Consider the following 24,786-nt stretch of genomic DNA (forward strand, 5'->3'; position numbering starts at 1 on the left):
ATGAGCGCTGTAATGACGCCTGCTGATTTCAATGACTACAAAGTCGCCGATATGTCCCTCGCTGCCTGGGGCCGTCGCGAAACCTTTATCGCCGAATCCGAAATGCCAGCCCTGATGGGCCTGCGTCGCAAGTACGCCGCTGAGCAGCCGCTCAAGGGTGCGAAGATCCTCGGCTGCATCCACATGACCATCCAGACTGCCGTGCTGATCGAAACCCTGGTTGCCCTGGGTGCCGAAGTGCGTTGGTCGTCCTGCAACATCTTCTCGACTCAAGACCAGGCCGCCGCCGCTATCGCTGCTGCCGGTATCCCGGTATTTGCCTGGAAAGGCGAGACCGAAGAAGAGTACGAGTGGTGCCTGGAGCAAACCATCCTCAAAGATGGCGCGCCTTGGGATGCCAACATGATTCTTGACGACGGCGGCGACCTCACCGAGCTGCTGCACAAGAAGTACCCGCAGATCCTCGACCGCGTCCACGGCGTGACCGAAGAGACCACCACCGGCGTACACCGCCTGCTGGACATGCTGGCCAAGGGTGAGCTGAAAATCCCGGCCATCAACGTCAACGACTCGGTGACCAAGAGCAAGAACGACAACAAGTACGGCTGCCGTCACAGCCTGAACGATGCGATCAAGCGCGGCACCGACCACCTGCTGTCGGGCAAGCAAGCCCTGGTAATCGGCTACGGTGACGTGGGCAAGGGTTCGTCCCAGTCGTTGCGTCAGGAAGGCATGATCGTCAAGGTCTCCGAAGTTGACCCGATCTGCGCCATGCAAGCCTGCATGGACGGTTTCGAAGTGGTTTCGCCGTTCATCAACGGCCAGAACGACGGCACCTCCGCCTGCATCGACGCAGCCCTGCTGGGCAAGATCGACCTGATCGTTACCACCACCGGTAACGTGAATGTGTGCGATGCGAACATGCTCAAGGCTTTGAAGAAGCGCGCCGTTGTCTGCAACATCGGTCACTTCGACAACGAGATCGACACCGCTTTCATGCGCAAGAATTGGGCATGGGAAGAAGTGAAGCCGCAGGTACACAAGGTTCACCGTACCGGCGCTGGCGATTTCGACCCACAGAACGATGACTACCTGATCCTGCTGGCCGAAGGCCGCCTGGTAAACCTGGGCAACGCCACCGGCCACCCAAGCCGCATCATGGATGGCTCGTTCGCCAACCAGGTACTGGCGCAGATCTTCCTGTTCGAACAGAAGTACGCCGACCTGTCGCCCGCCCAGAAAGCCGAGCGCCTGACCGTGGAAGTACTGCCCAAGAAACTCGACGAAGAAGTGGCCCTGGAAATGGTCCGCGGCTTCGGCGGCGTGGTGACTCAGCTGACCAAGACCCAGGCCGACTACATCGGTGTGACGGTTGAAGGTCCGTTCAAGCCGCACGCTTACCGCTACTGATCGACCTTGCTGGCGCCGGCTCTTCTGTGGGAGCCGGGCTTGCCCGCGATGCAGGCGCCTCGGTGTTCCAGTAACACCGAGCTGATGCTATCGCAGGCAAGCCAGCTCCCACAGAAAGCCAGGCACCCGCATCGATTGCGTATGCCTTCCAGGCTTTCGAGTTTCCAAGGGTATGACCATGTCCCAAGACCGTCGCTACAGCTTCGAGTTCTTCCCGACCAAGACCGATGCTGGGCATGAAAAACTGATGACCACTGCCAAGCAGTTGGCCAGCTTCAGCCCTGATTTCTTCTCCTGCACCTACGGCGCTGGCGGTTCGACCCGTGACCGCACGATCAACACCGTGTTGCAGCTGGAAAGTGAAGTCAAAGTTCCCGCCGCTCCGCACTTGTCGTGCGTGGGCGACAGCAAGGCCGACCTGCGTAGCCTGCTGACCCAATACAAAGCCGCCGGCATCAAGCGCATCGTTGCGCTGCGTGGCGACCTGCCATCGGGTATGGGCATGGCCAGCGGAGAGCTGCGCTACGCCAACGACCTGGTGAGTTTCATCCGCGAAGAAAGCGGTGATCACTTCCATATCGAAGTGGCCGCTTATCCGGAGATGCACCCCCAGGCGCGCAATTTCGAAGACGATTTGCAGAATTTCGTGCGCAAGGCCAATGCCGGCGCCGACAGCGCAATCACCCAGTACTTCTTCAACGCCGACAGCTACTTCTACTTCGTCGAGCGTGTACGGGCGATGGGCGTGAACATCCCCATCGTGCCGGGCATCATGCCCATCACCAACTACAGCAAGCTGGCGCGCTTCTCCGACGCCTGCGGCGCCGAGATCCCACGCTGGGTGCGCAAGCAACTGGAAGCCTATGGCGATGACGTCAAAAGCATCCAGGCGTTCGGCGAGCAGGTCATCACCGAGATGTGTGAGCAATTGTTGCAAGGTGGTGCACCAGGGTTGCATTTCTATACCCTGAACCAGGCTGAACCCAGCCTTGCCATCTGGAACAACCTCAAGCTGCCACGTTAACGCTTGACCGGTTGTACCAAGGCCCTCGTTCTGACGAGGGCCTTTGTCGTTTTACGTTACCCACGGAACCCCGCAGTCCATGAATACAGTGCCCCCGACGTCCCGCCCGCAACTGGTTTACCTGGTCTTCGGCGCCGACACCTACCATCAGGAAGCCGTATTCAGCATCGCCAGCGCACTGGCGTTCCTGCAGGACACCCCGGACGCGAACATCGACATCCAGGTATTTAGCGACAACCCCGAGCCCTATCGCCTGCTGCCGGTGCGCGTGCGCCCATTGGACGAGGCCACCCGCAAGCGCTGGAGCGAGCCTCACGGCTATCACTTTCGCACCAAACACGTAGTGCTGCGCCAAGTGCTGCAAGAATCCCCGGTGGCGCTGCTGATCGACACCGACACTTTCTTCCATCATTCGCCCATGGCCCTGTTCGAACGCGTCCAGCCCGGCACCCTGTTGTGCAACGCCTTCTACACCAAGTACGGCGACAACCACGAAAGCATCCTGTACACCGCCCTGCGCCAGCGCCTGCTGGATATGGGCGTGGCCGACGATGACATGATGACCCTCAACTCCGGCGTCATGGGCCTGACCCAACAGGATGCGCACATCCTCGACCGCTCCATCGAGTTGATGGATGAACTGTTCCCCCATGCCCAAGGCGCCTACACCCTGGAAGAGTTCTGCCTGTCCATCGCCGCCTACCGCACCGTGAAGGTGCGCGAGTGCCCGGACCTGATCCACCATTACTGGAGCCGTAAACAGCTGTTCCGGGCCAAGGTCAAGGCGTGGATCGCCAAGCACGCCAGCGCGCCCACCAGCGCACAAGCCCTGGCCGATACGCGCCAGGTCTCCTCGCACCTGCCGCGCCCGCCGCGTTTGCAGCGTTTGATGTACAAGCTGATCACCCTGCTGTTGCCCAAGCATCAGCAACAGTTCATCCGCGAGATTCTTTACGGCTGCTACGAACACGAAAACGAGTTCGACCAGGCCTGCGGCCCGGTCTGGTGGGACAAAGCCCGACAAAATCAGGAAGAACGCCAGAAGCGCCCGCTTGATGCCCACCAGTTGCAACACTGGTTCGCCAACCCCGTGGTGCGTTTGATTCTGGGTGAACGCCGCGCCGCGATCCAGGAACACCTGTTGAACGCTCCCGCGAAGTAAGACCGCCCGCCAATGCGCGTGCCAGAGCTTCTCTTTCTGTGGGCAGCGTCGTAACCTCAGGGTATGCCCGTCCTCTTCAAGCTGTTCACCGCTGTGCTGTTTTCTTGCCTGAGCCTGGCCGCTCATGGCGAGAAGCTGCGCATTGTCACCGAACCCTGGGCGCCCTATGTCTACGAAGACAACGGCACCATGGCCGGCCTGGATTATGAAACCACCCTGATCGTGTTCCAGCGCCTGGGGGTGGAGGTGCAATGGCAGTTCCTGCCCTGGAAGCGCTGCCTGGCGATGCTCGAGCAGGGCCACGCCGACGGCGCGCTGGATATTTTTCACAGCCAGGAGCGCGACGCCTTGCTGCTCTATCCCAGCGAGCCGTTGTCGGAAGTCGAATTTGTCTTGTTCTATGCCAACGACCGCCCCCACCCCGCCGCCGCCCTCGACGACCTGCGTGGCCTGACGGTTGGCGTTTCCCCCGGCTACCTCTATGGCGACGCGTTCAGTGGGTCCAACACCTTCCAGCGTGAACCTGCGCCCAGCCATGAAGCCAATTTTGGCAAACTCATGCTGGGGCGCGTCGATATGGTGGTGACTGACCGGCGCGTGGGGCACTACGTGATCAAGGCGCTGGGCCTGGAAGGTAAGGTCAGCCAGGCGTCGGTGGTGGTCAGTCGCCAGCAGCAATTTCTTGCGGTACGCCGTGGCGCAGGCATGGACCTGCTGGTGCAACGCTTTGCCGCCGAGCTCAAGCGCTTCAAGCAAGAGCCGGCCTATGCCACCTTGAGTGCTAAATATGGCCGGATGCACGAGCAAACGGCACCCATACCGGCCCCCGAACACGCCGTTGAGCAGCAGGAAAGCAGCGCGCAGTGATTGCTCTGTTATACTGCGGCCTTTCCGCCAGGCTTACGCCCGGCCGCTCGGGTCTTGAAAACGGCACCCAACCCAGCTACTGCGCAGCTTTGCGGCCCGCGCGAGCCGGTGGAGTGCCCGCCAGACGCAGCAGGACCGGACGGGGTTGCGCTCCCCTAAGCGCCATTCACGCCCGGCAAGATTATCCCTTTGGGCCAAGCCCTAACTAAAACAGGATTACTCATGTCCTTTGCTTCCCTCGGTCTCTCCGAGGCTTTAGTCCGCGCCATCGAGGCAGCGGGCTATACCGAGCCTACTCCGGTGCAACAGCGGGCCATTCCCGCCGTGTTGCAAGGTCGCGACCTGATGGTCGCGGCTCAGACAGGTACTGGTAAAACCGGCGGTTTCGCCCTCCCGATCCTGGAGCGGTTGTTTCCCAACGGTCACCCGGACAAATCCCAACGTCACGGCCCGCGCCAACCGCGTGTACTGGTCCTGACCCCAACCCGCGAACTCGCAGCCCAAGTGCACGACAGCTTCAAGCTGTATGCCCGCGACTTGAAGTTCGTCAGCGCCTGCATCTTCGGCGGCGTCGGCATGAACCCACAGGTTCAGGCCATGTCCCGTGGTGTCGACGTGCTGGTAGCCTGCCCGGGTCGCTTGCTCGACCTGTGCGGCCAAGGCAGCGTCGATTTGTCCCACGTGGAAATCCTCGTGCTGGACGAAGCCGACCGCATGCTCGACATGGGCTTTGTCCATGACGTGAAAAAGGTCCTCGCCCGCCTGCCGGCCAAACGTCAGAACCTGCTGTTTTCGGCAACGTTCTCCCAGGACATCACTGCCCTGGCTGGCAAGCTGCTGCACAACCCCGAGCGCATCGAAGTCACGCCACCGAACACCACGGTCGAGCGTATCGAGCAACGCGTGTTCCGCCTGGCCGCCAGCCACAAGCGCTCGCTGCTGGCGCACCTGATCACCCACGGTGCCTGGGAACAGGTGCTGGTGTTCACTCGCACCAAGCACGGCGCCAACCGCCTGGCCGAGTACCTGGACAAGCACGGCCTCACCGCCGTTGCCATCCACGGCAACAAGAGCCAGAACGCACGCACCAAAGCCCTGGCCGACTTCAAGGCTGGGACCGTGCGTATCCTGGTGGCCACCGATATCGCCGCACGCGGCCTGGATATCGACCAGTTGCCACACGTGGTCAACTTCGAGCTGCCAAACGTCGATGAAGACTATGTGCACCGTATCGGCCGTACGGGCCGTGCCGGTCGTTCGGGCGAGGCCATTTCGTTGGTCGCGCCGGACGAAGAAAAACTGCTGAAAAGCATCGAACGCATGACCAAGCAGAAAATCGCCGACGGCGACCTGATGGGCTTCGATGCCAGCGCCGTGGAGGCCGAGAAGCCAGAAGCGCGCGAACGCCCAGACGTGCGTAACCCACGCAACCCACGCGGCCCCAAAGGCGATGGCCCGAACGGCGGCGGTGGTGGCGGTGGTCGGCGCGACAAAGGCAAGGACAAGGGCAAGGAAAAATCCGCAACCAGCAGCCGTGGCGAACGCCCGGCCCGTGAGCAGAAGCCCCGTGAAGGCACCCCGGCCCGCGAACAGCGCCAGCCGAGCCAGCCACCACGCGCCGCGGCCGACCGTGCCCCGGACGAGTTCCTTGACGACGATATCGATAACTTCGGTAATCGCGTCGACTACGTGCCCCAAGCCAAACCGGCCCAGGGCCGTGGCCGTCGTCCAGGGGCTCCGGCCCAGGGCGCAGGCGCTCCACGTAGCGGCCAGCCACAGGGCGGTCGTCAGAACGCCCCGCGCAACAGCAGCGGCGGCACCACCGGTACCCCGCCTGCCAAGCGCAGCGGCCCGCGTAATGGCGCACCGCGTGACGGCCAGGCCCGTCGCGAAGACTCGCGCAGCAACAACCGCCGCCCGGCCCGTGACGATCAGCCTCGTTCGTCCGAGCCTGCGGTACAAAACCCGCGCGGTGGCCCGGCGCCGAAGATCATCCACAAGGAGTCCAAAGCAGATCGCTTCCCGACACCTGAGCAGTTGGACCAACTGCCAGGCCGTCCTCGTGGTGAGAAACCAGCGCTGCTGACTCGCAACCGCTGATTTTCTGTGGGAGCTGGCTTGCCTGCGATGGCATCAACCCGGTGCACCTGATGTACCGAGGTGCCTGCATCGCAGGCAAGCCAGCTCCCACATTGACTGCATTTCAGACACAAAAAAACCGGATCTCAGAATCCGGTTTTTTGTGTGTAGGCAGAAATTACTTCTGCTTCACGCCTTCCAGCGAGATGTCCAAGTCGACAGTCTGCGAAGTCGGGCCTGGGCCTTTCACGCCGAAGTCGTTCAAGTCAATCGTGGTCTTGGCGTTGAAGCCGGCACGTTCGCCGCCCCATGGATCCTTGCCTTCACCGTTGAAGGTGGCCTTGAAGGTCACAGGCTTGGTCACACCGTGGAACGTCAGGTCGCCAGTCACATCAGCTGTCTTTTCGCCAGTGGATTTGACGGCGGTAGACACGAACTTGGCATCGGCAAATTTGGCCACATCGATGAAGTCTTTGCTGGCGATGTGCTTGTCACGTTCTGCGTGGTTGGACCACAGGCTGGCGGTTTTCACGTCGACCGCGATTTTGCTGGCTTCAGGCTTGGCTGCGTCCCAGCTGAAGGTGCCATCCCAGTCCTTGAAGGTACCGTGGATGTAGCTGTAGCCCAGGTGGCTGATTTTCCAATCGATGAAGGCGTGCTGGCCTTCTTTATCGATCTTGTAGTCAGCGGCCATCGCCGAACCTGCGGACAGCAGGGCAGAACCGATTGCCAGCGCAGCGAGTGTTTTTTTCAACATGCTTTCTATTCCTTGTGAGTCGAGGTTGAACATCAGGCTTTGCGTCCCAGCATTCGCGTAAGGGTCGCATCACGATCGATAAAGTGGTGTTTCAGTGCCGCCACGCCGTGCAAGCCGGCGAAGACCACCAACACCCAGGCCAGGTACAGGTGCACCCAACCGGCGGTATCTGCCTGGTCCGGTAGACCGGAAACCACGGCAGGAATTTCAAACAGACCAAACACCGGGATACCGACACCGTCTGCGGTGGAAATCAGGTAACCGGCAATCATCACGGCAAACAGCCCAACATAAAGGAATGCGTGCCCAAATGCGGCACCGATCCGCGTCATGCGGCTATAGCTGGTCAGCGGTGGTGGCGGCGGGCTGACCAGGCGCCAGACGATCCGCACCAGCATGATGGCGAACAGCGTGATGCCAATGCTTTTGTGCAAGTCGGGCGCATCTTTGCGCCAAGCGCTGTAGTAGTCGAGGCCGACCATCCACAAGCCCAAGGCAAACAAACCGAACACCACCAGGGCGACGCCCCAGTGCAGAACCATGCTGACCCAACCATAGCGGGCCGGCGAATTGCGTAGCTGCATGTACTTAATCCCGTAAGAACTGTGCCCAAGACTAGCGCTTTACCTATCGAATTAAAGCGGAAAATTTTGCTTTGAAATATCGAGAAATACGATAAAGAGGCTATGCATAATAAATTAACAAGGGATTAAGACTATTCCCAAGAAACGTGACAGACCGTCCTGCATTTACCGCGAATTTCCCCACAATGGCTTGTGAGCCAAGCCACCATTGCATAGGCTTGCGCGATTGTTTCGCCTGCGCCGGCCGCAGGACCGCTTCGAGGAGATCACCGATGGGCTTGAACAACCAGTGGATGCAACGCGACCTCGCGGTGCTGTGGCATCCCTGCACCCAGATGAAAGACCACCAGCAACTGCCGCTGGTGCCCATCAAACGCGGTGAAGGCGTATGGCTGGAAGACTTCGAAGGCAAGCGCTACCTCGACGCCGTCAGTTCCTGGTGGGTCAACGTATTCGGCCACGCCAACCCGCGTATCAACCAGCGCATCAAGGACCAGGTCGATCAACTGGAGCACGTGATCCTCGCCGGCTTCAGCCATCAGCCGGTGATCGAGCTGTCCGAGCGCCTGGTCGCGATGACGCCCGAAGGGCTGACCCGCTGCTTCTACGCCGATAACGGTTCGTCCTGCATCGAAGTGGCGCTGAAAATGAGCTTTCACTACTGGCTCAACCGCGGCCAGCCGAATAAAAAGCGCTTCGTCACCCTCACCAACAGTTACCACGGCGAAACCATCGCCGCGATGTCGGTGGGTGACGTGCCGCTGTTTACCGAGACCTACAAGGCGCTGCTGCTCGACACGATCAAGGTGCCGAGCCCGGACTGCTACCTGCGCCCCGAAGGCATGAGCTGGGAAGAACATTCGCGCAACATGTTTCTGGCCATGGAACAGACCCTGGCCGAGCACCACGACACCGTCGCTGCCGTGATCGTCGAGCCGCTGATCCAGGGCGCCGGTGGCATGCGCATGTACCACCCGGTGTACCTCAAGCTGCTGCGCGAAGCCTGCGACCGCTATGGCGTGCACTTGATCCACGACGAGATCGCCGTGGGCTTTGGCCGTACCGGCAGCATGTTCGCCTGTGAACAAGCCGGCATCCGCCCGGATTTCCTGTGCCTGTCCAAGGCCCTTACCGGCGGTTACCTGCCGCTGGCCGCCGTGGTCACCACCGAAGAGGTCTACAGCGCCTTCTACGACGACTACCCCACACTGCGTGCCTTCCTGCACTCCCACAGCTACACCGGCAACCCGCTGGCCTGTGCGGCGGCGTTGGCGACGCTGGATATCTTTGAAGAAGACAACGTCATCGAGAACAACAAGGCCCTGGCCCAGCGCATGGCCACCGCCACCGCGCACTTGGTGGACCACCCTCACGTATCCGAAGTGCGCCAGACCGGCATGGTGCTGGCCATCGAGATGGTGCAGGACAAAGCCACCAAGGCCGCCTACCCGTGGCAGGAGCGCCGTGGTTTGAAGGTTTTCGAGCACGCGTTGGAACGTGGTGCATTGTTGCGGCCGCTGGGCAGCGTGGTGTATTTCCTGCCGCCGTATGTGATTACACCCGAACAGATCGACTTTCTGGCCGAGGTGGCCAGCGAAGGCATCGATATCGCCACTAACAGCAAGGTCAGCGTGTCGGTGCCGAAAGATTTTCACCCAGGCTTCCGCGACCCAGGCTGATTGCCCAAATCCTTGTAGGAGCGAGCTTGCTCGCGAAGGCATTCCAGGCGCACCGCTGCGTCGGATGTACATTTTTCGCGAGCAAGAACTAGACGTCCCCCTCGCTCCTACATAAACAACCTCTGCAGAGAACAGACATGAGACTGTCCCGCTTTTTCACCGACACCCCGCTGAGCCTCGGTGATCACGAATTGCCCGAAGCCCAGGCGCATTACATCAGCCGTGTGTTGCGCATGACTGAGGGCGATGCCGTGCAATTGTTCGACGGCTCTGGCCAGGAATTTCGTGGCACCTTGCTGGAAGTCGGTAAAAAACGCGTCACCGTGCAACTCACGGAAAGCTTTGCCGGCCAGGCCGAATCTCCCCTGCACATTCACCTCGGCCAGGGCCTGTCCCGGGGCGAGCGTATGGATTGGGCGATCCAGAAGGCCACTGAACTGGGCGTCAACGCGATCACACCGATCTTCAGCGACCGCTGCGAAGTGCGCCTCAAGGATGAACGCGCCGACAAGCGTTTGCTGCACTGGCGCCAGGTAGCAATCAGCGCGTGCGAGCAATGTGGGCGCTCAACGGTGCCGGTGATTCACCCACCGCTCTTGCTGGCAGACTGGCTCAAGCAAACCGAGGCGGACTTGAAGCTGGTGCTGCACCCGGTGGCAGAACCGATGATCAGCCACGCCAAGCCTTCCAGCCTGGCATTCTTGATTGGCCCCGAAGGTGGGCTGACCGACAATGAAGTCGAGACCGCCCAGGGCGCCGGCTACCACGCCGCCCGCCTCGGCCCGCGGGTGTTGCGTACCGAGACAGCGCCTGTAGTCGCGCTGGCAGTCGCCCAGCAACTTTGGGGCGACTTCTAAGCTCACCCTGCAAACCCAATCAAATGTGGGAGCTGGCTTGCCTGCGATAGCGGTCTGTCAGTTACAGATTAACTGCCTGAACCACCGCTATCGCAGGCAAGCCAGCTCCCACAGTGTGATCGGGTTATCAACGTTTCACTCCACCGGGTCACTCACCGGCTTGGCGATGATCGCCTTCAACTCGCTGGTCATCGGGAACTCCAAGTTCAAGCCCTTGGGCGGAATCGGCTGCTCGAACCAGCGTTGGTAAATCCCGTTGATCTCTCCCGAGCGGTACAGATCGCCCAGGGTTTGGTTGACCACCGCCAGAAACTGCGGGTCATCCTTGCGCACCATGCAGCTGTAAATCTCCCGTGATTGCTCCTCGCCCACCACCACCCAATGATGCGGGTCCCTGGCCTTGGCGCGCTCGCCGTAGAGCAACGCGTCGTCCATATAGAACGCTACGGCCCGGCCAGTCTCGAGCATCTTGAACGCTTCGCCATGGTCCTTGGCACTGATCACGAACATATTGGCTTTGTGTTCAGCGTTATAACTTTTGAGGAAGCGCTCATTGGTGGTGCCGGCGGTGGTCACCACATTCTTGCCCGCAAGGTCGGCAAAGCCTTTGATCCCGCTGTCCTTGGCCGTCAGCAACTGGCCCTTTACGTAGATAAACCCGTAGGAGAACGCCACCTGCTTCTGCCGTTCAGCCGTCACGCCGGTGGAGCCGCACTCCAAATCCACAGTGCCGTTCTGCACCAGTGGGATGCGGGTTTGGGACGTCACCAGGTTGTACTTCACCTTGAGGTCGCCCACTGCGGTTTTTTGCTGGATGCGTTCGACGATCTTGTTTGCCAGATCCACCGAGTAACCCATCGGTTTGCCACTGCTATCCCCCACGTAGGAAAACGGCACCGACGCATCGCGATAGCCCAGGGTGATGGACTTGGCGCTGGCGATCTTGCTCAAGGTGCCCTCCAGCGGCGCTTCGGTTGCATGGGCCTGTGCGCTCAACAAAAGCCCCAGCGCGCAGCCGGTCAACAGGATTTTTTTCATTGTTATTCTCCGTTGGTCTTTGAGGTTATTTACGTACTGCAATCACGCTGATTTCCACCAGCACATTCGGCCGTGCCAGCTCTGCCTGCAGGGTGGTGCGCGTGGGCGCCATGCCTGGCGAGAGCCATGCGGACCAGACTTCATTCATCGGTGCAAAACCGGTACCGATGTCCTTCAGGTAAATCGTCGCGTTGAGTAAATGGTCCTTATCGCTGCCCGCCTCGGCCAGCAGCGTGTCGATCCTGGCCAGCACTTCCCCGGTCTGGGTGGCCACATCCAGGCCGTCGCCGGGGACCTGGCCCGAAAGGAACACCAGGTCCTTGAACGTCACGGCACCGCTGAGTCGTTCGTTGCTATTAATTCGGGTAATGGTCATGGCTGCATCCTCAAGCGGCGCGGGGCGTCAGGCCCTGCATATCAATGGAAGGGGTGCGCTGGTCGATCAACTCGGCCAGCAGTTGGCCGCTACCACAGGCCAAGGTAAAGCCAAGGGCACCGTGCCCCAGGTTCAGCCACAGGTTGCGATAGCGGCTGGCACCAATCAGCGGCACGCCCGTTGGCGTGGCTGGGCGCATGCCCGCCCATTCGACCGCGTGCCGGTAGTCGCCTGCCAGAGGAAATGTCTCTACTGCCTGGCGCTTCATCAATGCCAGACGCGAAGGCTCAAGGCCGGCATCGAATCCCACAATATCCACCATGGCCGCGACCCGCAGTTGCTCACCTAAGCGCGCGTAGACGATCTTGCGGTCGTAGTCGGTGATGCTCACGTTCGGCGCCTGGTGTTGCGGGCCAATCGGCACGCTCAGGCTGTAGCCCTTGAGCGGATATACGGGCAGTGACAGCCCCGGCAGTGCCAACTCAGCGCTGCGATAACCCGCCGCGAGGACCAACTGCTCGACCGGCATTACCTCGTCACCCAGTTCGATGGCCTGTACCGCACCGCCAGCATGGCGCAACCCGGTGACCTTGCGCCCGAGCAAGAACCGGCAACGCCCCGACGCGTCAAGACGGGCCGCCAACTGCCGGCAAAAAGCGTGGCAATCCCCCACCTCCTCATTCGGCGTATAGATGCCGCCGACAAAGCCGCCGTCCGCCAATGCGGGCTCCAGGCGAGCGCACTCAACAGACGACAACACCTGTTGCTGCAGGAAATTTGCGACCTTGGCGCGCGCATGTTCAAAGGTGCTGGCGCTGCGAAACATCACCAGCTTGCCATTGCGCCGCCAGTCGAAGCCGCCCAGGCGATCATCCTCGCGCCACTGCTGTAACGTGCTCTGGCTCAGGGTAGCCAGGCGCAGAAGATGGGCACCGTTACGCCGGTTGACCGAACCCCGGCACGCGCCGATAAAGGCCGCCATCCAGCGCCACTGCTGGGGGTCGAGGCGAGGGCGAAGCTTCAAGGGCGAGTCACCGCGCAACAGCCAGCCTATCGCCTGCAGCGGCACGCCGGAATCCGCCAGCGGTGCGACATACCGATAGGACAACTGCCCGCCATTGGCGAAGCTGGTCTCGCTGCCCAGACTGTCGCGCGCATCGATTACCGTCACTTCATGGCCGGCTCGTACCAGCGCATAAGCACTCGCCAAGCCGATGACACCGCCGCCAATGATGCAAACCTGCCTGGCCATCCCAGCCCCCAGCTGTTGATTAAGAGGGCTCAGCGTAGGGGCATCAGGCATACAGCCGGAAATGAATAAAGAAAGGCAGCCCATAACCGAAGGTTATAGGCTTAGTTTTGCATATAGATCATGCCACTTTGGGAAGAAACGCCCGCGTATCGATAGACGTTGACTGTGCGTCAATCATTTCGGCCAATATTTGCCCACTGCCACACGCGAGGGTGAACCCCAGGGCACCATGGCCAAGGTTGAGCCAAAGATTGCGATACGCCGTGGCGCCAATCAGCGGTAGGCCCGTGGGCGTAGCCGGGCGCATACCCGCCCATTCAACAGCGGCGTCATAGTTCCCAGCCATAGGAAAAGTCTGGCGGGCCAGACGTTTTATGACCGCCAGCCGCTTGGGCGCCGGAGCACTGTTGAACCCGACGATGTCGACCATTGCCGCGATGCGCAATTGCTTACCGATACGGGCATAGACGGTACGGCGGTCATAGTCGGTAACATTGATGTTCAACGCCGTATGCTGGTTTTCGATCGGCACGGTAAGGCTATAGCCTTTGAGCGGATACAACGGCAAATGCAGGGCCGGCAAGCACAGGCTTTGGCTGTTATGTCCGGCGGCCAGTACCAGGTTATCCACCGGCAACACCTCATCCTGCAACTCAAGGGCCACCACCGAACCAAAGGCCTCGTGGATCTTCAATACCTTGCACCCGAGCATGAATCGGCATCGTCCGGAGGCTTGGAGATGATCGGTCAGGCGCTGGCAAAACCCGTGGCAATCAGCCGCTTCTTCGGTAGGGTTGTAAATGCCACCGATGAACGTGCCTGGGCTCAATGAGGGCTCCAACCGTCGACAGTCCTCAGCCGACAATACTTGCTGCTGTAAAGGGTCGCTCAATTTACGGCGGGCCTGGGCAAAACTCTCGGAGGAGCGAAAGGTCAGCAGCTTGCCGTTACGCTGCCAGTTGAACCCTTCGAGCTTATCCTCATGACGCCAGCTTTCCAGCGTCTGCTGACTCAGGGCCGCCAAGCGCAGGAGGTGTTCAGAGTTGGTGTGGTTGACCGAGGAGCGGCAGGCGCCCAGGAAAGACGTCAGCCAGCGCCACTGCAGCGGGTCCATGCGCGGCCTGAGTTTAACCGGCGACTCGCCCCGCAGTAGCCAGCCGAGCGCCTTAAGTGGGATGCCAGCATCCGCCAGTGGCGTGACATACCGATAGGAAAGTTGGCCCCCGTTGGCGAAGCTGGTGGCGCTCCCCAGGGTTTTATGCCCCTCGATCAGCGTGACGTCCATGCCCGCACGCACCAGCGCGTACGCACTCGTCAGGCCAATGACGCCCCCACCGATGATACAAACCTGCTTTGCCAAAGTGTCACCTCACACGTCACGAAACTAAATCGAGACTAAGGGTGAGTGACAACGCTTGCACAATGAATAAAAGTAGGACGTTTATAAACCAAGGTTATGGCTTTATGCGTCTACGTCATATCGAAATCTTCCAGGCGATCCGACAGACCGGCTCCGTCAGCGGCGCCGCGCAGTTGCTGCACGTGTCGCAACCAGCAGTGACCAAAGTGCTGCAGCACGCCGAATTGCAACTGGGTTTTCCGTTGTTTTTGCGCGTGCGCGGCAAATTACAACCCACGCCGGAAGCCCTGGCGCTGGAAGGCGAGGTCGAGAAAGTCACCGAAAGCTTGCAAGGCGTAAGGCGCCTGGCCAGAAGCTTGCGCCGCGAACCTGGGCAAAGCATACGCATTGGCGCGATCCCGGCACTGGCACTTTCACTGCTGCCGCCGGCGATTCTGGAATGGACACGCGATTATCCGAACATGGCCTGCGAGCTGTCCAGCGACCACAGCAGTGAACTGGTGCAAAAGCTGTTGGTACGCGAAATCGACCTGGCACTGACCCTCAACTTCTCCGGCCATCCAGGGTTGACCTCCCAAGTGCTGGCGAACGGCGCGCTGGTCGCGCTGGCTTCCAAGGGGTTCTGGCCCGAAACCGAGTTGAACCGGCCGTTGCCCTTGGCGGACCTGGCCGACGCGCCGTTGATTGGCCTCTCCAGCGCCGATCCGTTGGCGGCAAAGCTCGCCGGTTACCTGGAGAATGTCGAGCCCGCGCCTCGGGTAACGATCTCGGTACAGACCTACTCCTTGGCCCGCGCCATGGTGGAATCCGGTGCCGGCCTTGCCGTGATCGACCCTTTTACGGCCCTCGGCGCCTCAACGGCCACCACCTGTATCCGCCCGTTCACCCCGCCGCTGCCCATCACCCTCTACGCCCTGACCCGCGCCGGTGCGCCACCCCCGCATATGTTCACTCACTTGCTGCAAATATTTGGCAGCCGGGCCCGCGAGTTGCTGGAGCTGCCAGCGCTCAAAGCACGTAATGCATGATCGCCACGAAATGCAGCAGGCTGCCGCCGATTACAAACAGATGCCAGATGCCATGGGAATGGCGCAAGCGATCCTCCAAGGCAAAAAAGATAATGCCTACGGTGTACAGCACCCCACCGGACGCCAACCAGATAAAACCGGCCGTGCCCAGCGCCGCCATCAACGGCTTGACCGCCACCAGGACGATCCAGCCCATTACGGCGTAGATCACGATGGACAGAATCCGCGCCTCCGAGCGCGGCTTGATCTCCTGCAGGATGCCGATCACCGCCAGCCCCCACACAATCCCGAACAGCGTCCAGCCCCACGGCCCGCGCAGGGTCACCAGGCAGAACGGTGTGTAGCTGCCGGCGATCAACAGGTAGATGGAAAAGTGATCGACCTTCTGCATGATCGCTTTTCGCCGGCCCTGCACGCTGTGGTACACCGTTGACGCGCTGTACAGCACCATCAGGGTAAAGCCATAAATCGCCACGCTGACGATCTTCCAGGGGCTGCCGTCCAGGCTCGCCACCACCAACATCCACACGGCGCCAATACAGGCCGCAACTGCACCGAGCAAATGGCTCCAGGCGTTGAATCGTTCCCCGTGGTACATCTGTCACTGACCTCCCGTCACCCTTAAGAACAGGCGGACAAGCGTCCAGCCTTGCGCATCAGAGTGCAAGCGGCACGTGACGTTCCGGCGACGACGGCGGCGTTTACGGGCACAATCGAGTGCAATCGAACAAGAGCCCAAGGCCATGCTGATCGACGAAGAATTCACCCTCAAGAAGCTGGAGATCTTCCTGGCGTTCATGCGCACCGGCAACCTGGCCCGCGCCGCCGCCGAGCTGCAAACCAGCAATGTCAGCGTGCACCGCGCCATTCACTCCCTGGAAAATGCCCTGCGCTGCCCGCTGTTCAAACACGAGGGGCGCAACCTTACCCCGCTGGAAAGCGCCTACGTGCTCGAAGAGCGTGCGCAGAAACTGGTGGCGGATGTGGTCGACAGCGTGCGCCTGACCCGCGAAGCCGCCGGGTTCTCGGCCGAACGCTTCAAGCTCGGCTCGCTGTATTCGCTCACGGTCAAGACCGTGCCGCAATTGATCATGGGCCTGAAAATCCGGCGCAGCGAACTCAATATCGACCTGATCCTGGGCTCCAACTTCGACCTGCTCTACAAGCTCAAGAACATGGAAGTGGACGCGATCCTCATCTCCCTCGACGAACACGCCCACGACCCCGACTGTGAGCAGATCGCGCTCTTCAGCGATGACATCTTCCTCGCCACCCCGGCCGATTCGCCCCTGGACCGCAATCAGGAAATCGACCTGGCCGACGTGCGCGATGCCACCTTCATCACCCTCACCCAGGGCTTCGCCACGCATCAGGACGGCAACCGAGTGTTCCATCAGGCAGGGTTCGAACCGAAGGTGGCGATGCAGGTGAACGATATCTTCACCTTGCTGAGCATGGTCAGTTCAGGGGTGGGTTATGCACTGCTGCCAGGGCGGATCGCGGCGGTGTATGAGAACCGCGTGAAGCTGATACCGCTGCAGCCCAGGTATCGGTTGCAGCAGCAGATCGGTGTGGTGTTTTTGAAAGCCAAAGAGCGCGATCCGAACTTGCTGGCGTTGTTGGCGGAGTGTCGGATGTATGCCAATCGCCAGGTTTGAGGCCGCCATCGCACAACTTCGGCACGACGCTAAATCTGTGGCGAGGGAGCTTGCTCCCGTGACGATTAGACAGCCGACGCCAATCTACCAGACACCCCACGATCCAACTGTGGGAGCTGGCTTGCCTGCGAAGACGGCCTAACAGTCAACACAGTTGGACCGGGTACATATCCGTTATTTAGGTAACGGCCACCTCGGGTTCCGCCCTGACGGCGGCTCACTTTTGAACAGCGCAAAAGTAAGCAAAACGCTCTTGCCCCACCACTCGGCACCTCGCTTGGGCTCGGTGTGCCCGTAATCCGCCAGTGATTTGGGGGGCCGCCGCCACGCGCCATCCATGGCGCAGGGCGGCTAAACCGGCATCCCTGCCGGTTTACCCCCCAAATCCCTGTCGAATTCCGGCCAGCGTGGTTTGACGGGGCGCCTAAGATCAAGAGCAGATCAAGATCAAGAGCGGCTCGCTTCGCATCGTGGTTACCGTTGAGCGCTACAGAGTTGTGTAGATACCTATGCTGCGATGAGGCCCGACCTGTCAGCCCACCAACCCCCGCATCAGCAAAAACAGCAACGACGGCCCCAGCAAGCACCCCAGCGCCGTATAGAACGCCGCCGTCAAACACCCATAAGGCACCAGCTTCGGATCTGTCGCCGCCAGGCCGCCGGCCACGCCGCTGGAGGTGCCCATCAAGCCACCGAAGATCACCGCGCTACGTGGGTTGTTCAGCCCGATCAGCGGCGCCACGAACGGCGTCATCACCATCACCAGAATGGCCTTGATCAACCCTGCGGCAATGGACAGCGCCATCACCTCGGAGCTGGCCCCAATCGCCGCGCCAGTCACCGGGCCGACGATATAGGTCACGGCCCCGGCGCCGATGGTGGTGAGGCTCACCGCATCGGTGTACCCGAACGCCATCGCCACCCCTACCCCGGCAACGAACGACGAGCCCACGCCGACAAACAGCGCCAACACACCCACGAAGCCCGCACGTTTGAGCTCATCGACACTCACGCCAAACGCCGTGGCGACAATCGCAAAGTCCCGCAGCATCGCACCACCGAGCAGGCCGATGCCCGACAACAGCGGAATGTCCACCACGCCCTTGGAACCACCGGTAAACGCACCGCCCACATACGACAGCGCCAACCCCAGCAGAATGGCAATGGCCGAACCATGCAGGCGGCCCTTGGTGAAGGTATCGGAGATCCAATAGGACACCCACATGGTCAGGCCGATCACGGCGAAACCACTGATCAAGCCGTAGCCGGTGATCACTTTCATCATCGATTCGTACATGGCGATCACCCGGCTTCTTTGGTGGGAACAGGAGCAACCGGCTCGCGGTTACCGATACGCACCAGCACGGGCACCAAGGCAAAGCCGAGCACCACGGCGAGGGTTCCGGCCAGAATTGCCATCGGCCCACCGCTGATGGCGCCATACACGTTTTGCTGGGCAGCCATCGCCACCACAATCGGGATATACACCGCCGCCCAGAAACTCACGCCTTGCTCTGACTTGCCGGTAAACAGGCCGCGTTTGCTCAGGTAGCTGCCCAGGCCGATCAACAGCAGCATGGCAATACCCACCCCGCCGACGTTGGCCGGGATACCCAGCAGCTTGCCCAGCAGTTCACCTACAAACAGCCCTGCCAACGTGCAGAACGCCAAAAAAGCCACACCGTAGATAATCATGGTTGTTGTCCTCAAAGTGCTCGTTCGAAATTGTTGTTTTTGTGCTTCGAAAGCCTTGGGTACTGCGTTATCGGTGGCGGCGCTCCTCCTCTTGCAGCAAGGCCTGCAAGGTGTCCAGGCGGGCGCCTTCGCAGGCGATCACCGTGCCTTGTTCAAAAACACGGCGTGACAGACCAGTGAGCACCGCGCCCGGAGGCAGTTCGATTTGCAGGCGCACACCGCGCTCGTAGGCGCTTTGCACCGTGCCGCGCCAATCGACAACGCGGCACATATTGAAGGCCAGGTCGTCACGCAGGTGTTCGGGGTTGTGGATAGGTCGCGCGCGGGTGCTGCTCAGGTAGGTGATGCGCGGCGCCTTGAGTCGGACGAAGGCTTGGAACAGAGCCTGGGCGGGTTGCTCCAGCAACGGGCAGTGAGACGGCACGCTGACGGCCAGGCGCTTGGCGACGCCGCTGCCTTTGATGCGCTCGGCAACCCGCTTCATCGCCTCGTTGCTGCCGGCGATGACGGTCTGGTTGTCGGCATTGATATTGGCCAGGTACACCGGCATTTGTGGGCTGTGGATATCCGCCAGCAAGGCCTCGACGCTGGACAGATCAGGACCGATCAGCGCGGTCATGCCATAGCCCTGTGGATAAGCCTGCTGCATCAATTCGCCACGCAAGCTGACCAGTTTTATCGCATCAGCAAAACCCAGGGAGCCGGCGATCACCGCGGCTGGGTAGGCGCCGATGGACAGGCCCGCCACGTAATCCGGCGTGCACGCCAATTGCCGCGCATGGGCCACGCCGGCGATCAACAGGCACAGTTGCACAGCCCTCGTCGATTCAAGCGCCTGCGCCGAGTCGAGCTGACGAACGTCTTCACCCAGGGCATCACTGGCCTCTTGCACAATGTCGGCGGGCAACGCCTGGAGCATGCCGCTGCGTTGGGCGCCCTGCCCCGGAAACACCAGAAGGCTGCTCATGCCACGGCCTGCCAAGGGTCGAGTACAAGGTGCGCACCGCTGACGGTCTTGAGCAGTACACGGCGTGAGGGGCCGGCCCATTCGCGCAAGGCGACGGCGCCGAAAGGGGTTTGCAGTTGCAGGTCGACGGCGCAGGGCGCGGTGTCCAGGATCGCCAACAACGCTTGCGCCTCGCTACGAGCCAAAGGATTGGGCGTGCACAGAATCAAATCCAGGTCACTGTTGGCATGCAGCGCTTCAATGCCACTGGCCAATTCAAACCCGGCACTGCCGCTGACGCCCCAGTCTTGCTGCGCCAGCACCGGCCGCAGTTGATCGAGGGCCCGCAGTGCCGGTAAATCCCGTGCTGAGAGCACCTCTCGCAAGGCTTGCGGCGCCACCCGCCGTTGCACCGCCGCTACAGGCATCTGGGCGGCAAAACGCTGCTCACGCAAACGCCCACGCACCCCGACCGCCACATGGCCCGGCTCGACGATGGCGCGCCGCACCACTACCGGATGCCCGGCACGGATCGCCTCCCGCGCCCAGGCCGGGGCATCGGCAGGCAGATGCGCCAGGGTCATGCCCCAGAGCAAGTCGTGGGCGTTCACCATTGCTCCCGCAACAGCTGGCGCACGTGGCTGGAGGCAGCCCGGTTGGTCGCGCCGAGGCGTGAACTCAAGTCGGTACTGCCGATGTCCTTGACCGCCTGCACCAGGCAATCGCGAACCCGTGCCACGTCATCCGCCGTGGGCTGTTCAATCTGGGTGACTGTCAGCGTCTCCCACAGCAAACCCAGGCTGGCATAGCTGTCGATGTCATAGGCCATCGGCGGCACGCTGGCGGCCAGTGCTTCCAATTCTTCGACGCTGCGCAAGGTCACCCGTGCCGCCGAGGCTTTGCCCATGGCATGCACCATCACGCCAGGATCGCGCAGGGCGATCAGGCGATTGGCCTGGTAGCCGTGGGCCAGGAACGCGCCGGACATGGCCTTGCCCACCAGCAGGGCGATCACCGGGTGACCGGCAAGCCGGGCGCGAGCGTAGCTGTCAGCAGCGGCGGCCAGGGCCTGATGAATGCCCAGGGCTTCTTCGCGGCGGCCATAGGCTTGGCTGGGTACGTCGACGATAGCGATGATGGGCCGCTTGTCACCCCGGGCGATGGCTTCGTCCACCGCCTTGGCCAAGCCCCAGCCTTCCAGCAGGCCGACTTCACCATTACGGGCACGGGGGAAGCGGTTGTGCGGGTCGGGAACCACGGCGATATAGCGCACCGCCTGTTCACCCAATACTCCGTCCGCCACTTTCAATGAGCCCGGCAAACCCTCAACGGGCGTAGCGTTGGTGCTCAATGCGTTGAACCACTGCAAGCCTCTCATGAGCGTTCTCCCTGATACAGCGCGCGAACCGCGCCGGGCTCGATCTGCGCCGTGGCGTCCAGTTCGGCTAGGCGCGCCAGGTAGAAATCAGCGCGCCGGCTGCGAGGTTGTGCGGGCACACCTTGCTGCAACAGTGCGCTGACGGTCTGCTGGATCTGCGCCACATCGTCCGCCACATAACGGTCGGCCAAGCCGCTGTTGAAGCGCTGCTCGCCACCGGTAAGGCTCCAGATAAAAGGCCGGTCGCGGGAGTCGTATTCCTCCAGGCCCGCCTCCTGTTCGATCACTTGCGGGCCATTCAAGCCCAGGCGTGCTTCGCGAGTGACCACAAGGTAACTGCACAACCCGGCCGCGATGGACATGCCCCCAAAGCAACCGACACTGCCGGCCACCACGCCGATCACCGGCTGGTACTGGCGCAGGTCAACAATCGCCGCGTGGATATCGGCAATCGCGGCCAAGCCGAGGTTGGCTTCCTGCAAACGTACGCCGCCCGTTTCCAGCAGCAGCACGGCGCAGGTGGGGATGCCGTTGCGGTTGTCTTCGGCGGCCAGTTCCAAGGCGCCCGCGATTTTTGCGCCGCCGACTTCACCCAGGCTGCCGCCCTGGAAATTGCCTTCAATCGCGGCAATCACCACAGGCTTGGCGCCGAGGCTGCCCTTGGCGATCACCACACCGTCGTCGGCCTGGGGCACCACGCCTTGGCGGCTGAGCCACGGCGACATTACCCGCTGGAACGGGTCAATCAACTCGCGGAAGGTACCCGCATCCAACAACGCCTTGGCGCGCTGCCGGGCACCGAGCTCCACAAAGCTGTGTTTGGCGAGTAAGTCAGTCATGGCCGATCTCCTCGAAACCTTGCTCCAGGCGCAAGCGCACTACGCCGGGCGTGGCACCGAAGTCGTGGATATCAATGTTCAGGGCCGGCGGCGTCTGCTCCTGGAAGATGCGTTCGAACAGGTGCTGCCAGCGTTGCTGCGCGCCATTGACCGAGGTTTGCACCTGAATGGTCAGGGTGCCGGCCGTGCCCGGCTCCAGCAGCACTTCCAGGTCGCCCGAGCCGACGCAACCCACCAGCGCACGGCCTTTGGGGGGCTGCCCGGCGGGGAATTCAAAGGACAAGGTTTCCATCACAACGCTCCGTCGAGGCGGTCGATAAACAGGCAGGCGGCCAGCAGGTCGGCGGCGCCACCGGGGGAGGCATTCAAGGCCAGCAGTTGCAGGTCCAGCTCATGCAATTGGCGGCGCCCCGCGAGGGTTGCGCTGCCACCGGCGTCGAGCACGGCCTGGGCGCCCTGTTGCATGGCGGCTAAGCCTTGGGTACCGGCGCGGTAGAGCACGCAGGTGTCTGCCAGGTCCGTCATGATCGCCAGCAAGGCATCCAGGCGGGCGTTCTGTTCACCGGCATTTTCGCGGCGGCTTTTGTGCAGCTGCGGCAGGCCGCGTTGGGTCACCGAGGGGAAGCCAAGCTGGGCTTCTTCACGGGCACCGCGTGCGCCGTAGCGCTGGGCAACCTGGGCGCCATGGCTCATGGGTTGCGGTGCGTAGCGGTCGTTGAGCAGCGCCAGCTTGGCGGCGGTCAGGGTTATGGCACGAGGTTCCAAGGCCGCCGCAGCGGTGAGCAAACCCAGCGCCCAGATCGCACCGCGATGGGTGTTCACGCCCTGGGTGGTAGCAAGCATGGCTTGCTCGCCTTCACGGCCAATACGCCCGAGCGCTTCGCGCAACGGCAGGCCGACTTCGCCGATGTCGAGCGCAGCCTCGGCCATTTCCTTGAACATCGGCCACAGTGACAGCGCCGAAGCGTGCATCAGCCCCAGGTGCAAATCGCTGTGGGCACCATTGCCACGCCGGTCCACCAGCGCAGGCTTGGGCGACAGGTCGGCTTCATCGATCAGCGCATCAACGGCCATATCCGCGAGGCGATCGGCGAGGCTGAGTTCATGCAGTTTGAGCGCGCGCATTTACCAGCTCCTGAATTTGGCGGGCGGGTTGTACAGGCCACCGGACCAGTCCACCAGGTCGGCTACGCTCTTGGCGGCCAACAACTCGCGGGTGGCGTCGGTGCGGCGAATACCCAAATCTTCGGGCAAGGCAATCAAGCCTTCGCGACGCATGCGCGCGGTGTCCTTGGGGTTGTGGCGCATGCCGATGGCGGTCACCCCGGCGACGGCGGCGATCATCGCCTGGCGTTCTTCCAGGGAGCGCGCCTTGTACAGGTAGGCGATGCCTTCTTCGGTGAGCAAGTGGGTGACGTCGTCGCCGTAGATCATGATCGGCGCCAGGGGCATGCCGCTTTTGCGCGCCACTTCCACCGCGTCCAGGGTGTCGACGAAGGTGGGTTTGCCGCCTTCCTGGAAGGTTTCGACCATCTGCACCACCAGTTTTTTGCCGCGTTCAAGCAGGGCTTCTGGCGCATCGTCGTGGCGCATATCCAACCAGGCTGGGGTGCCATGGCGGCGGCCGCGTGGGTCGTGGCCCATGTTCGGCGCACCACCAAAACCGGCGAGGCGGCCACGGGTCACGGTGCTGGAATGCCCGTCGCCATCCACTTGCAGGGTGGCGCCGATAAACAGGTCCACGGCGTATTGGCCGGCGAGTTGGCAGAACATGCGGTTGGAGCGCATCGAACCATCGCTGCCAGTGAAGAACACATCCGGGCGTGCGGCGATGTAGTTTTCCATGCCCAGTTCGGTGCCGAAGCAATGCACACTTTGCACCCAACCGCTTTCAATCGCCGGGATCAATGTGGGGTGCGGGTTGAGGGTCCAGTTGCGGCAGATCTTGCCTTTCAGACCCAGGGATTCGCCGTAGGTGGGCAGGATCAATTCGATGGCAGCGGTGTTGAAGCCGATGCCATGGTTGAGCGACTGCACATTGTGTTTTTCGTAGATGCCTCGGATCGCCATCATCGCCATCAGCACATGCACCGGCTTGATATGGCGTGGGTCGCGGGTGAACAACGGTTCGATGTAGAACGGCTTGTCGGCCACCACCACGAAATCCACCCAGCTTGCGGGGATGTCGACACGGGGCAAATCGGTGACGTCATCCACCAACTGGTTGACCTGCACGATGACGATGCCATCGCTGAAGGCGGCGGGCTCGATCAACGCCGGGCTGTCTTCGGTGCTGGCGCCGGTGTAGATGTTGCCGGCGCGGTCGGCCATGAAACCGGCGGAGAGCACCACGTTGGGGATCAGGTCCACCACCAGCCGTGCGTAGAGTTCGATGTAGGTGTGGATCGCGCCGATTTCCAGCAGGCCGTCTTCCAGCAACTGGCTGATGCGCAGGGACTGGGTGCCGGCGAAAGAGAAATCCAGCTTGCGGGCGATGCCCTTTTCAAACAGGTCCAGGTGCTCGGCTCGGCCCACGCTGGGCATGATCATGTGCAAATCGTGGAGCTTGGCCGGGTCGGCCTTGGCCAGGGAACGCGAGAGGAAATCGGCCTGCTTCTGGTTGTTGCCCTCCAGCACCACGCGGTCGCCGGGGAGGATCAAGGCTTCAAGCGCCTCGACGATCTTGTCACTGGGCAACACCGCACCGTCTGCGTATTTTTTGACCAGCCCGAGCCGCCGCTGCTTCTCGTCGCGCCGCCGCGTCCAGCGCGAGTCGGGGGTGATGGTTGTTGTCATG

Annotated in this window: 25 protein-coding genes; 9 read left to right on the forward strand and 16 right to left on the reverse strand. The window is 61.6% G+C overall.

The window, feature by feature from the left end:
* The 5 genes from ahcY (at position 1) to PSH76_RS28285 (ending at position 6,563) form a co-directional block, all read left to right on the forward strand.
* A complete protein-coding gene (gene ahcY / locus PSH76_RS28265) occupies positions 1-1,410 on the forward strand; it encodes an adenosylhomocysteinase (RefSeq protein ID WP_003194990.1) in 1,410 nt (469 codons plus the stop codon).
* A 178-nt stretch (positions 1,411-1,588) separates the two neighbouring features.
* A complete protein-coding gene (gene metF / locus PSH76_RS28270) occupies positions 1,589-2,434 on the forward strand; it encodes a methylenetetrahydrofolate reductase [NAD(P)H] (protein WP_003194992.1) in 846 nt (281 codons plus the stop codon).
* A 79-nt stretch (positions 2,435-2,513) separates the two neighbouring features.
* Complete coding sequence (locus PSH76_RS28275) at positions 2,514-3,596, forward strand: hypothetical protein (RefSeq protein WP_032894791.1); 1,083 nt, start codon at positions 2,514-2,516, stop codon at positions 3,594-3,596.
* Positions 3,597-3,659: 63 nt separating this feature from the next.
* Positions 3,660-4,463, forward strand: a complete 804-nt coding sequence (locus tag PSH76_RS28280) for an ABC transporter substrate-binding protein (protein ID WP_098950143.1) — start codon at positions 3,660-3,662, stop codon at positions 4,461-4,463.
* Positions 4,464-4,685: 222 nt separating this feature from the next.
* A complete protein-coding gene (locus PSH76_RS28285; RefSeq protein WP_044271888.1) occupies positions 4,686-6,563 on the forward strand; it encodes a DEAD/DEAH box helicase in 1,878 nt (625 codons plus the stop codon).
* Between the two features lie 157 nt (positions 6,564-6,720).
* On the opposite strand, the gene PSH76_RS28290 is transcribed toward PSH76_RS28285, so the two are convergent.
* Complete coding sequence (locus tag PSH76_RS28290) at positions 6,721-7,299, reverse strand: YceI family protein (RefSeq protein ID WP_032894782.1); 579 nt, start codon at positions 7,297-7,299, stop codon at positions 6,721-6,723.
* A 32-nt stretch (positions 7,300-7,331) separates the two neighbouring features.
* On the reverse strand, positions 7,332-7,883 hold the full coding sequence (locus PSH76_RS28295) for a cytochrome b (RefSeq protein WP_032894779.1): 552 nt from the start codon (positions 7,881-7,883) through the stop codon (positions 7,332-7,334).
* Between the two features lie 272 nt (positions 7,884-8,155).
* Between PSH76_RS28295 and PSH76_RS28300 the strand changes: the two genes are divergently transcribed.
* On the forward strand, positions 8,156-9,562 hold the full coding sequence (locus tag PSH76_RS28300; RefSeq protein WP_032894777.1) for an adenosylmethionine--8-amino-7-oxononanoate transaminase: 1,407 nt from the start codon (positions 8,156-8,158) through the stop codon (positions 9,560-9,562).
* A gap of 137 nt (positions 9,563-9,699) precedes the next feature.
* Positions 9,700-10,419 (forward strand): 16S rRNA (uracil(1498)-N(3))-methyltransferase, encoded by a 720-nt coding sequence (locus PSH76_RS28305; RefSeq protein WP_032894775.1) that lies wholly within the window; start codon positions 9,700-9,702, stop codon positions 10,417-10,419.
* A 135-nt stretch (positions 10,420-10,554) separates the two neighbouring features.
* Here the strand turns inward: PSH76_RS28305 and PSH76_RS28310 are convergent, their stop codons facing one another.
* From PSH76_RS28310 to PSH76_RS28325, 4 genes are all read right to left on the reverse strand, one after another.
* Positions 10,555-11,457, reverse strand: coding sequence for a transporter substrate-binding domain-containing protein (locus PSH76_RS28310; RefSeq protein WP_078468104.1), 903 nt, complete (start codon positions 11,455-11,457; stop codon positions 10,555-10,557).
* A 25-nt stretch (positions 11,458-11,482) separates the two neighbouring features.
* Positions 11,483-11,833 carry a RidA family protein gene (locus PSH76_RS28315; RefSeq protein WP_032894771.1) on the reverse strand — a complete coding sequence of 117 codons (351 nt, stop codon included), beginning with the start codon at positions 11,831-11,833 and terminating at the stop codon, positions 11,483-11,485.
* Between the two features lie 10 nt (positions 11,834-11,843).
* On the reverse strand, positions 11,844-13,085 hold the full coding sequence (locus PSH76_RS28320) for a D-amino acid dehydrogenase (RefSeq protein WP_098950141.1): 1,242 nt from the start codon (positions 13,083-13,085) through the stop codon (positions 11,844-11,846).
* 118 nt (positions 13,086-13,203) lie between these two features.
* Entirely contained in the window at positions 13,204-14,445 is a 1,242-nt protein-coding gene (locus PSH76_RS28325) for a D-amino acid dehydrogenase (RefSeq protein ID WP_305493286.1), read from the reverse strand.
* 104 nt (positions 14,446-14,549) lie between these two features.
* Between PSH76_RS28325 and PSH76_RS28330 the strand changes: the two genes are divergently transcribed.
* Positions 14,550-15,473, forward strand: coding sequence for a LysR family transcriptional regulator (locus PSH76_RS28330; RefSeq protein WP_032894765.1), 924 nt, complete (start codon positions 14,550-14,552; stop codon positions 15,471-15,473).
* On the opposite strand, the gene PSH76_RS28335 is transcribed toward PSH76_RS28330, so the two are convergent.
* Positions 15,454-16,071, reverse strand: coding sequence for a hemolysin III family protein (locus PSH76_RS28335; protein ID WP_046069907.1), 618 nt, complete (start codon positions 16,069-16,071; stop codon positions 15,454-15,456). The two genes, PSH76_RS28330 and PSH76_RS28335, sit on opposite strands and share 20 nt — an antisense overlap.
* 145 nt (positions 16,072-16,216) lie before the next feature.
* Between PSH76_RS28335 and PSH76_RS28340 the strand changes: the two genes are divergently transcribed.
* A complete protein-coding gene (locus PSH76_RS28340) occupies positions 16,217-17,131 on the forward strand; it encodes a LysR substrate-binding domain-containing protein (protein WP_032894764.1) in 915 nt (304 codons plus the stop codon).
* A 532-nt stretch (positions 17,132-17,663) separates the two neighbouring features.
* Here the strand turns inward: PSH76_RS28340 and madM are convergent.
* From madM to mdcA, 9 genes are all read right to left on the reverse strand, one after another.
* Positions 17,664-18,428, reverse strand: coding sequence for a malonate transporter subunit MadM (madM, locus tag PSH76_RS28345; RefSeq protein WP_032897715.1), 765 nt, complete (start codon positions 18,426-18,428; stop codon positions 17,664-17,666).
* Between the two features lie 5 nt (positions 18,429-18,433).
* Positions 18,434-18,826 carry a malonate transporter subunit MadL gene (madL, locus tag PSH76_RS28350; protein ID WP_032894763.1) on the reverse strand — a complete coding sequence of 131 codons (393 nt, stop codon included), beginning with the start codon at positions 18,824-18,826 and terminating at the stop codon, positions 18,434-18,436.
* Positions 18,827-18,893: 67 nt separating this feature from the next.
* Entirely contained in the window at positions 18,894-19,793 is a 900-nt protein-coding gene (mdcH, locus tag PSH76_RS28355) for a malonate decarboxylase subunit epsilon (RefSeq protein ID WP_305493287.1), read from the reverse strand.
* Positions 19,790-20,386, reverse strand: coding sequence for a malonate decarboxylase holo-ACP synthase (locus PSH76_RS28360; protein ID WP_305493288.1), 597 nt, complete (start codon positions 20,384-20,386; stop codon positions 19,790-19,792). Before PSH76_RS28360 ends, mdcH begins: the two co-directional genes overlap by 4 nt.
* On the reverse strand, positions 20,380-21,150 hold the full coding sequence (mdcE, locus tag PSH76_RS28365) for a biotin-independent malonate decarboxylase subunit gamma (protein WP_138762079.1): 771 nt from the start codon (positions 21,148-21,150) through the stop codon (positions 20,380-20,382). Before mdcE ends, PSH76_RS28360 begins: the two co-directional genes overlap by 7 nt.
* Entirely contained in the window at positions 21,147-21,989 is an 843-nt protein-coding gene (locus PSH76_RS28370; RefSeq protein WP_138762078.1) for a biotin-independent malonate decarboxylase subunit beta, read from the reverse strand. The genes mdcE and PSH76_RS28370 overlap by 4 nt, the downstream gene beginning before the upstream one ends.
* Positions 21,982-22,281 (reverse strand): malonate decarboxylase subunit delta, encoded by a 300-nt coding sequence (locus PSH76_RS28375; protein WP_305493289.1) that lies wholly within the window; start codon positions 22,279-22,281, stop codon positions 21,982-21,984. The genes PSH76_RS28370 and PSH76_RS28375 overlap by 8 nt, the downstream gene beginning before the upstream one ends.
* Positions 22,281-23,114, reverse strand: coding sequence for a triphosphoribosyl-dephospho-CoA synthase (locus tag PSH76_RS28380; RefSeq protein ID WP_120247513.1), 834 nt, complete (start codon positions 23,112-23,114; stop codon positions 22,281-22,283). Before PSH76_RS28380 ends, PSH76_RS28375 begins: the two co-directional genes overlap by 1 nt.
* A complete protein-coding gene (mdcA, locus tag PSH76_RS28385) occupies positions 23,115-24,785 on the reverse strand; it encodes a malonate decarboxylase subunit alpha (protein ID WP_138762077.1) in 1,671 nt (556 codons plus the stop codon).
* Position 24,786: the final 1 nt, after the last annotated feature.

Origin of the sequence: Pseudomonas sp. FP215 (genome assembly GCF_030687795.1) — a bacterium.
In the GTDB taxonomy this organism is placed as follows: domain Bacteria; phylum Pseudomonadota; class Gammaproteobacteria; order Pseudomonadales; family Pseudomonadaceae; genus Aquipseudomonas; species Aquipseudomonas salmasensis.

Coding starts and splice junctions, on each gene's coding strand:
- ahcY (WP_003194990.1), top strand. CDS start 1: ATGAGCGCTGTAATGACGCCTGCTGATTTCAATGACTACAAAGTCGCC.
- metF (WP_003194992.1), top strand. CDS start 1,589: ATGTCCCAAGACCGTCGCTACAGCTTCGAGTTCTTCCCGACCAAGACC.
- PSH76_RS28275 (WP_032894791.1), top strand. CDS start 2,514: ATGAATACAGTGCCCCCGACGTCCCGCCCGCAACTGGTTTACCTGGTC.
- PSH76_RS28280 (WP_098950143.1), top strand. CDS start 3,660: ATGCCCGTCCTCTTCAAGCTGTTCACCGCTGTGCTGTTTTCTTGCCTG.
- PSH76_RS28285 (WP_044271888.1), top strand. CDS start 4,686: ATGTCCTTTGCTTCCCTCGGTCTCTCCGAGGCTTTAGTCCGCGCCATC.
- PSH76_RS28290 (WP_032894782.1), bottom strand. CDS start 7,299: ATGTTGAAAAAAACACTCGCTGCGCTGGCAATCGGTTCTGCCCTGCTG.
- PSH76_RS28295 (WP_032894779.1), bottom strand. CDS start 7,883: ATGCAGCTACGCAATTCGCCGGCCCGCTATGGTTGGGTCAGCATGGTT.
- PSH76_RS28300 (WP_032894777.1), top strand. CDS start 8,156: ATGGGCTTGAACAACCAGTGGATGCAACGCGACCTCGCGGTGCTGTGG.
- PSH76_RS28305 (WP_032894775.1), top strand. CDS start 9,700: ATGAGACTGTCCCGCTTTTTCACCGACACCCCGCTGAGCCTCGGTGAT.
- PSH76_RS28310 (WP_078468104.1), bottom strand. CDS start 11,457: ATGAAAAAAATCCTGTTGACCGGCTGCGCGCTGGGGCTTTTGTTGAGC.
- PSH76_RS28315 (WP_032894771.1), bottom strand. CDS start 11,833: ATGACCATTACCCGAATTAATAGCAACGAACGACTCAGCGGTGCCGTG.
- PSH76_RS28320 (WP_098950141.1), bottom strand. CDS start 13,085: ATGGCCAGGCAGGTTTGCATCATTGGCGGCGGTGTCATCGGCTTGGCG.
- PSH76_RS28330 (WP_032894765.1), top strand. CDS start 14,550: ATGCGTCTACGTCATATCGAAATCTTCCAGGCGATCCGACAGACCGGC.
- PSH76_RS28335 (WP_046069907.1), bottom strand. CDS start 16,071: ATGTACCACGGGGAACGATTCAACGCCTGGAGCCATTTGCTCGGTGCA.
- PSH76_RS28340 (WP_032894764.1), top strand. CDS start 16,217: ATGCTGATCGACGAAGAATTCACCCTCAAGAAGCTGGAGATCTTCCTG.
- madM (WP_032897715.1), bottom strand. CDS start 18,428: ATGTACGAATCGATGATGAAAGTGATCACCGGCTACGGCTTGATCAGT.
- madL (WP_032894763.1), bottom strand. CDS start 18,826: ATGATTATCTACGGTGTGGCTTTTTTGGCGTTCTGCACGTTGGCAGGG.
- mdcH (WP_305493287.1), bottom strand. CDS start 19,793: ATGAGCAGCCTTCTGGTGTTTCCGGGGCAGGGCGCCCAACGCAGCGGC.
- PSH76_RS28360 (WP_305493288.1), bottom strand. CDS start 20,386: ATGGTGAACGCCCACGACTTGCTCTGGGGCATGACCCTGGCGCATCTG.
- mdcE (WP_138762079.1), bottom strand. CDS start 21,150: ATGAGAGGCTTGCAGTGGTTCAACGCATTGAGCACCAACGCTACGCCC.
- PSH76_RS28370 (WP_138762078.1), bottom strand. CDS start 21,989: ATGACTGACTTACTCGCCAAACACAGCTTTGTGGAGCTCGGTGCCCGG.
- PSH76_RS28375 (WP_305493289.1), bottom strand. CDS start 22,281: ATGGAAACCTTGTCCTTTGAATTCCCCGCCGGGCAGCCCCCCAAAGGC.
- PSH76_RS28380 (WP_120247513.1), bottom strand. CDS start 23,114: ATGCGCGCGCTCAAACTGCATGAACTCAGCCTCGCCGATCGCCTCGCG.
- mdcA (WP_138762077.1), bottom strand. CDS start 24,785: ATGACAACAACCATCACCCCCGACTCGCGCTGGACGCGGCGGCGCGAC.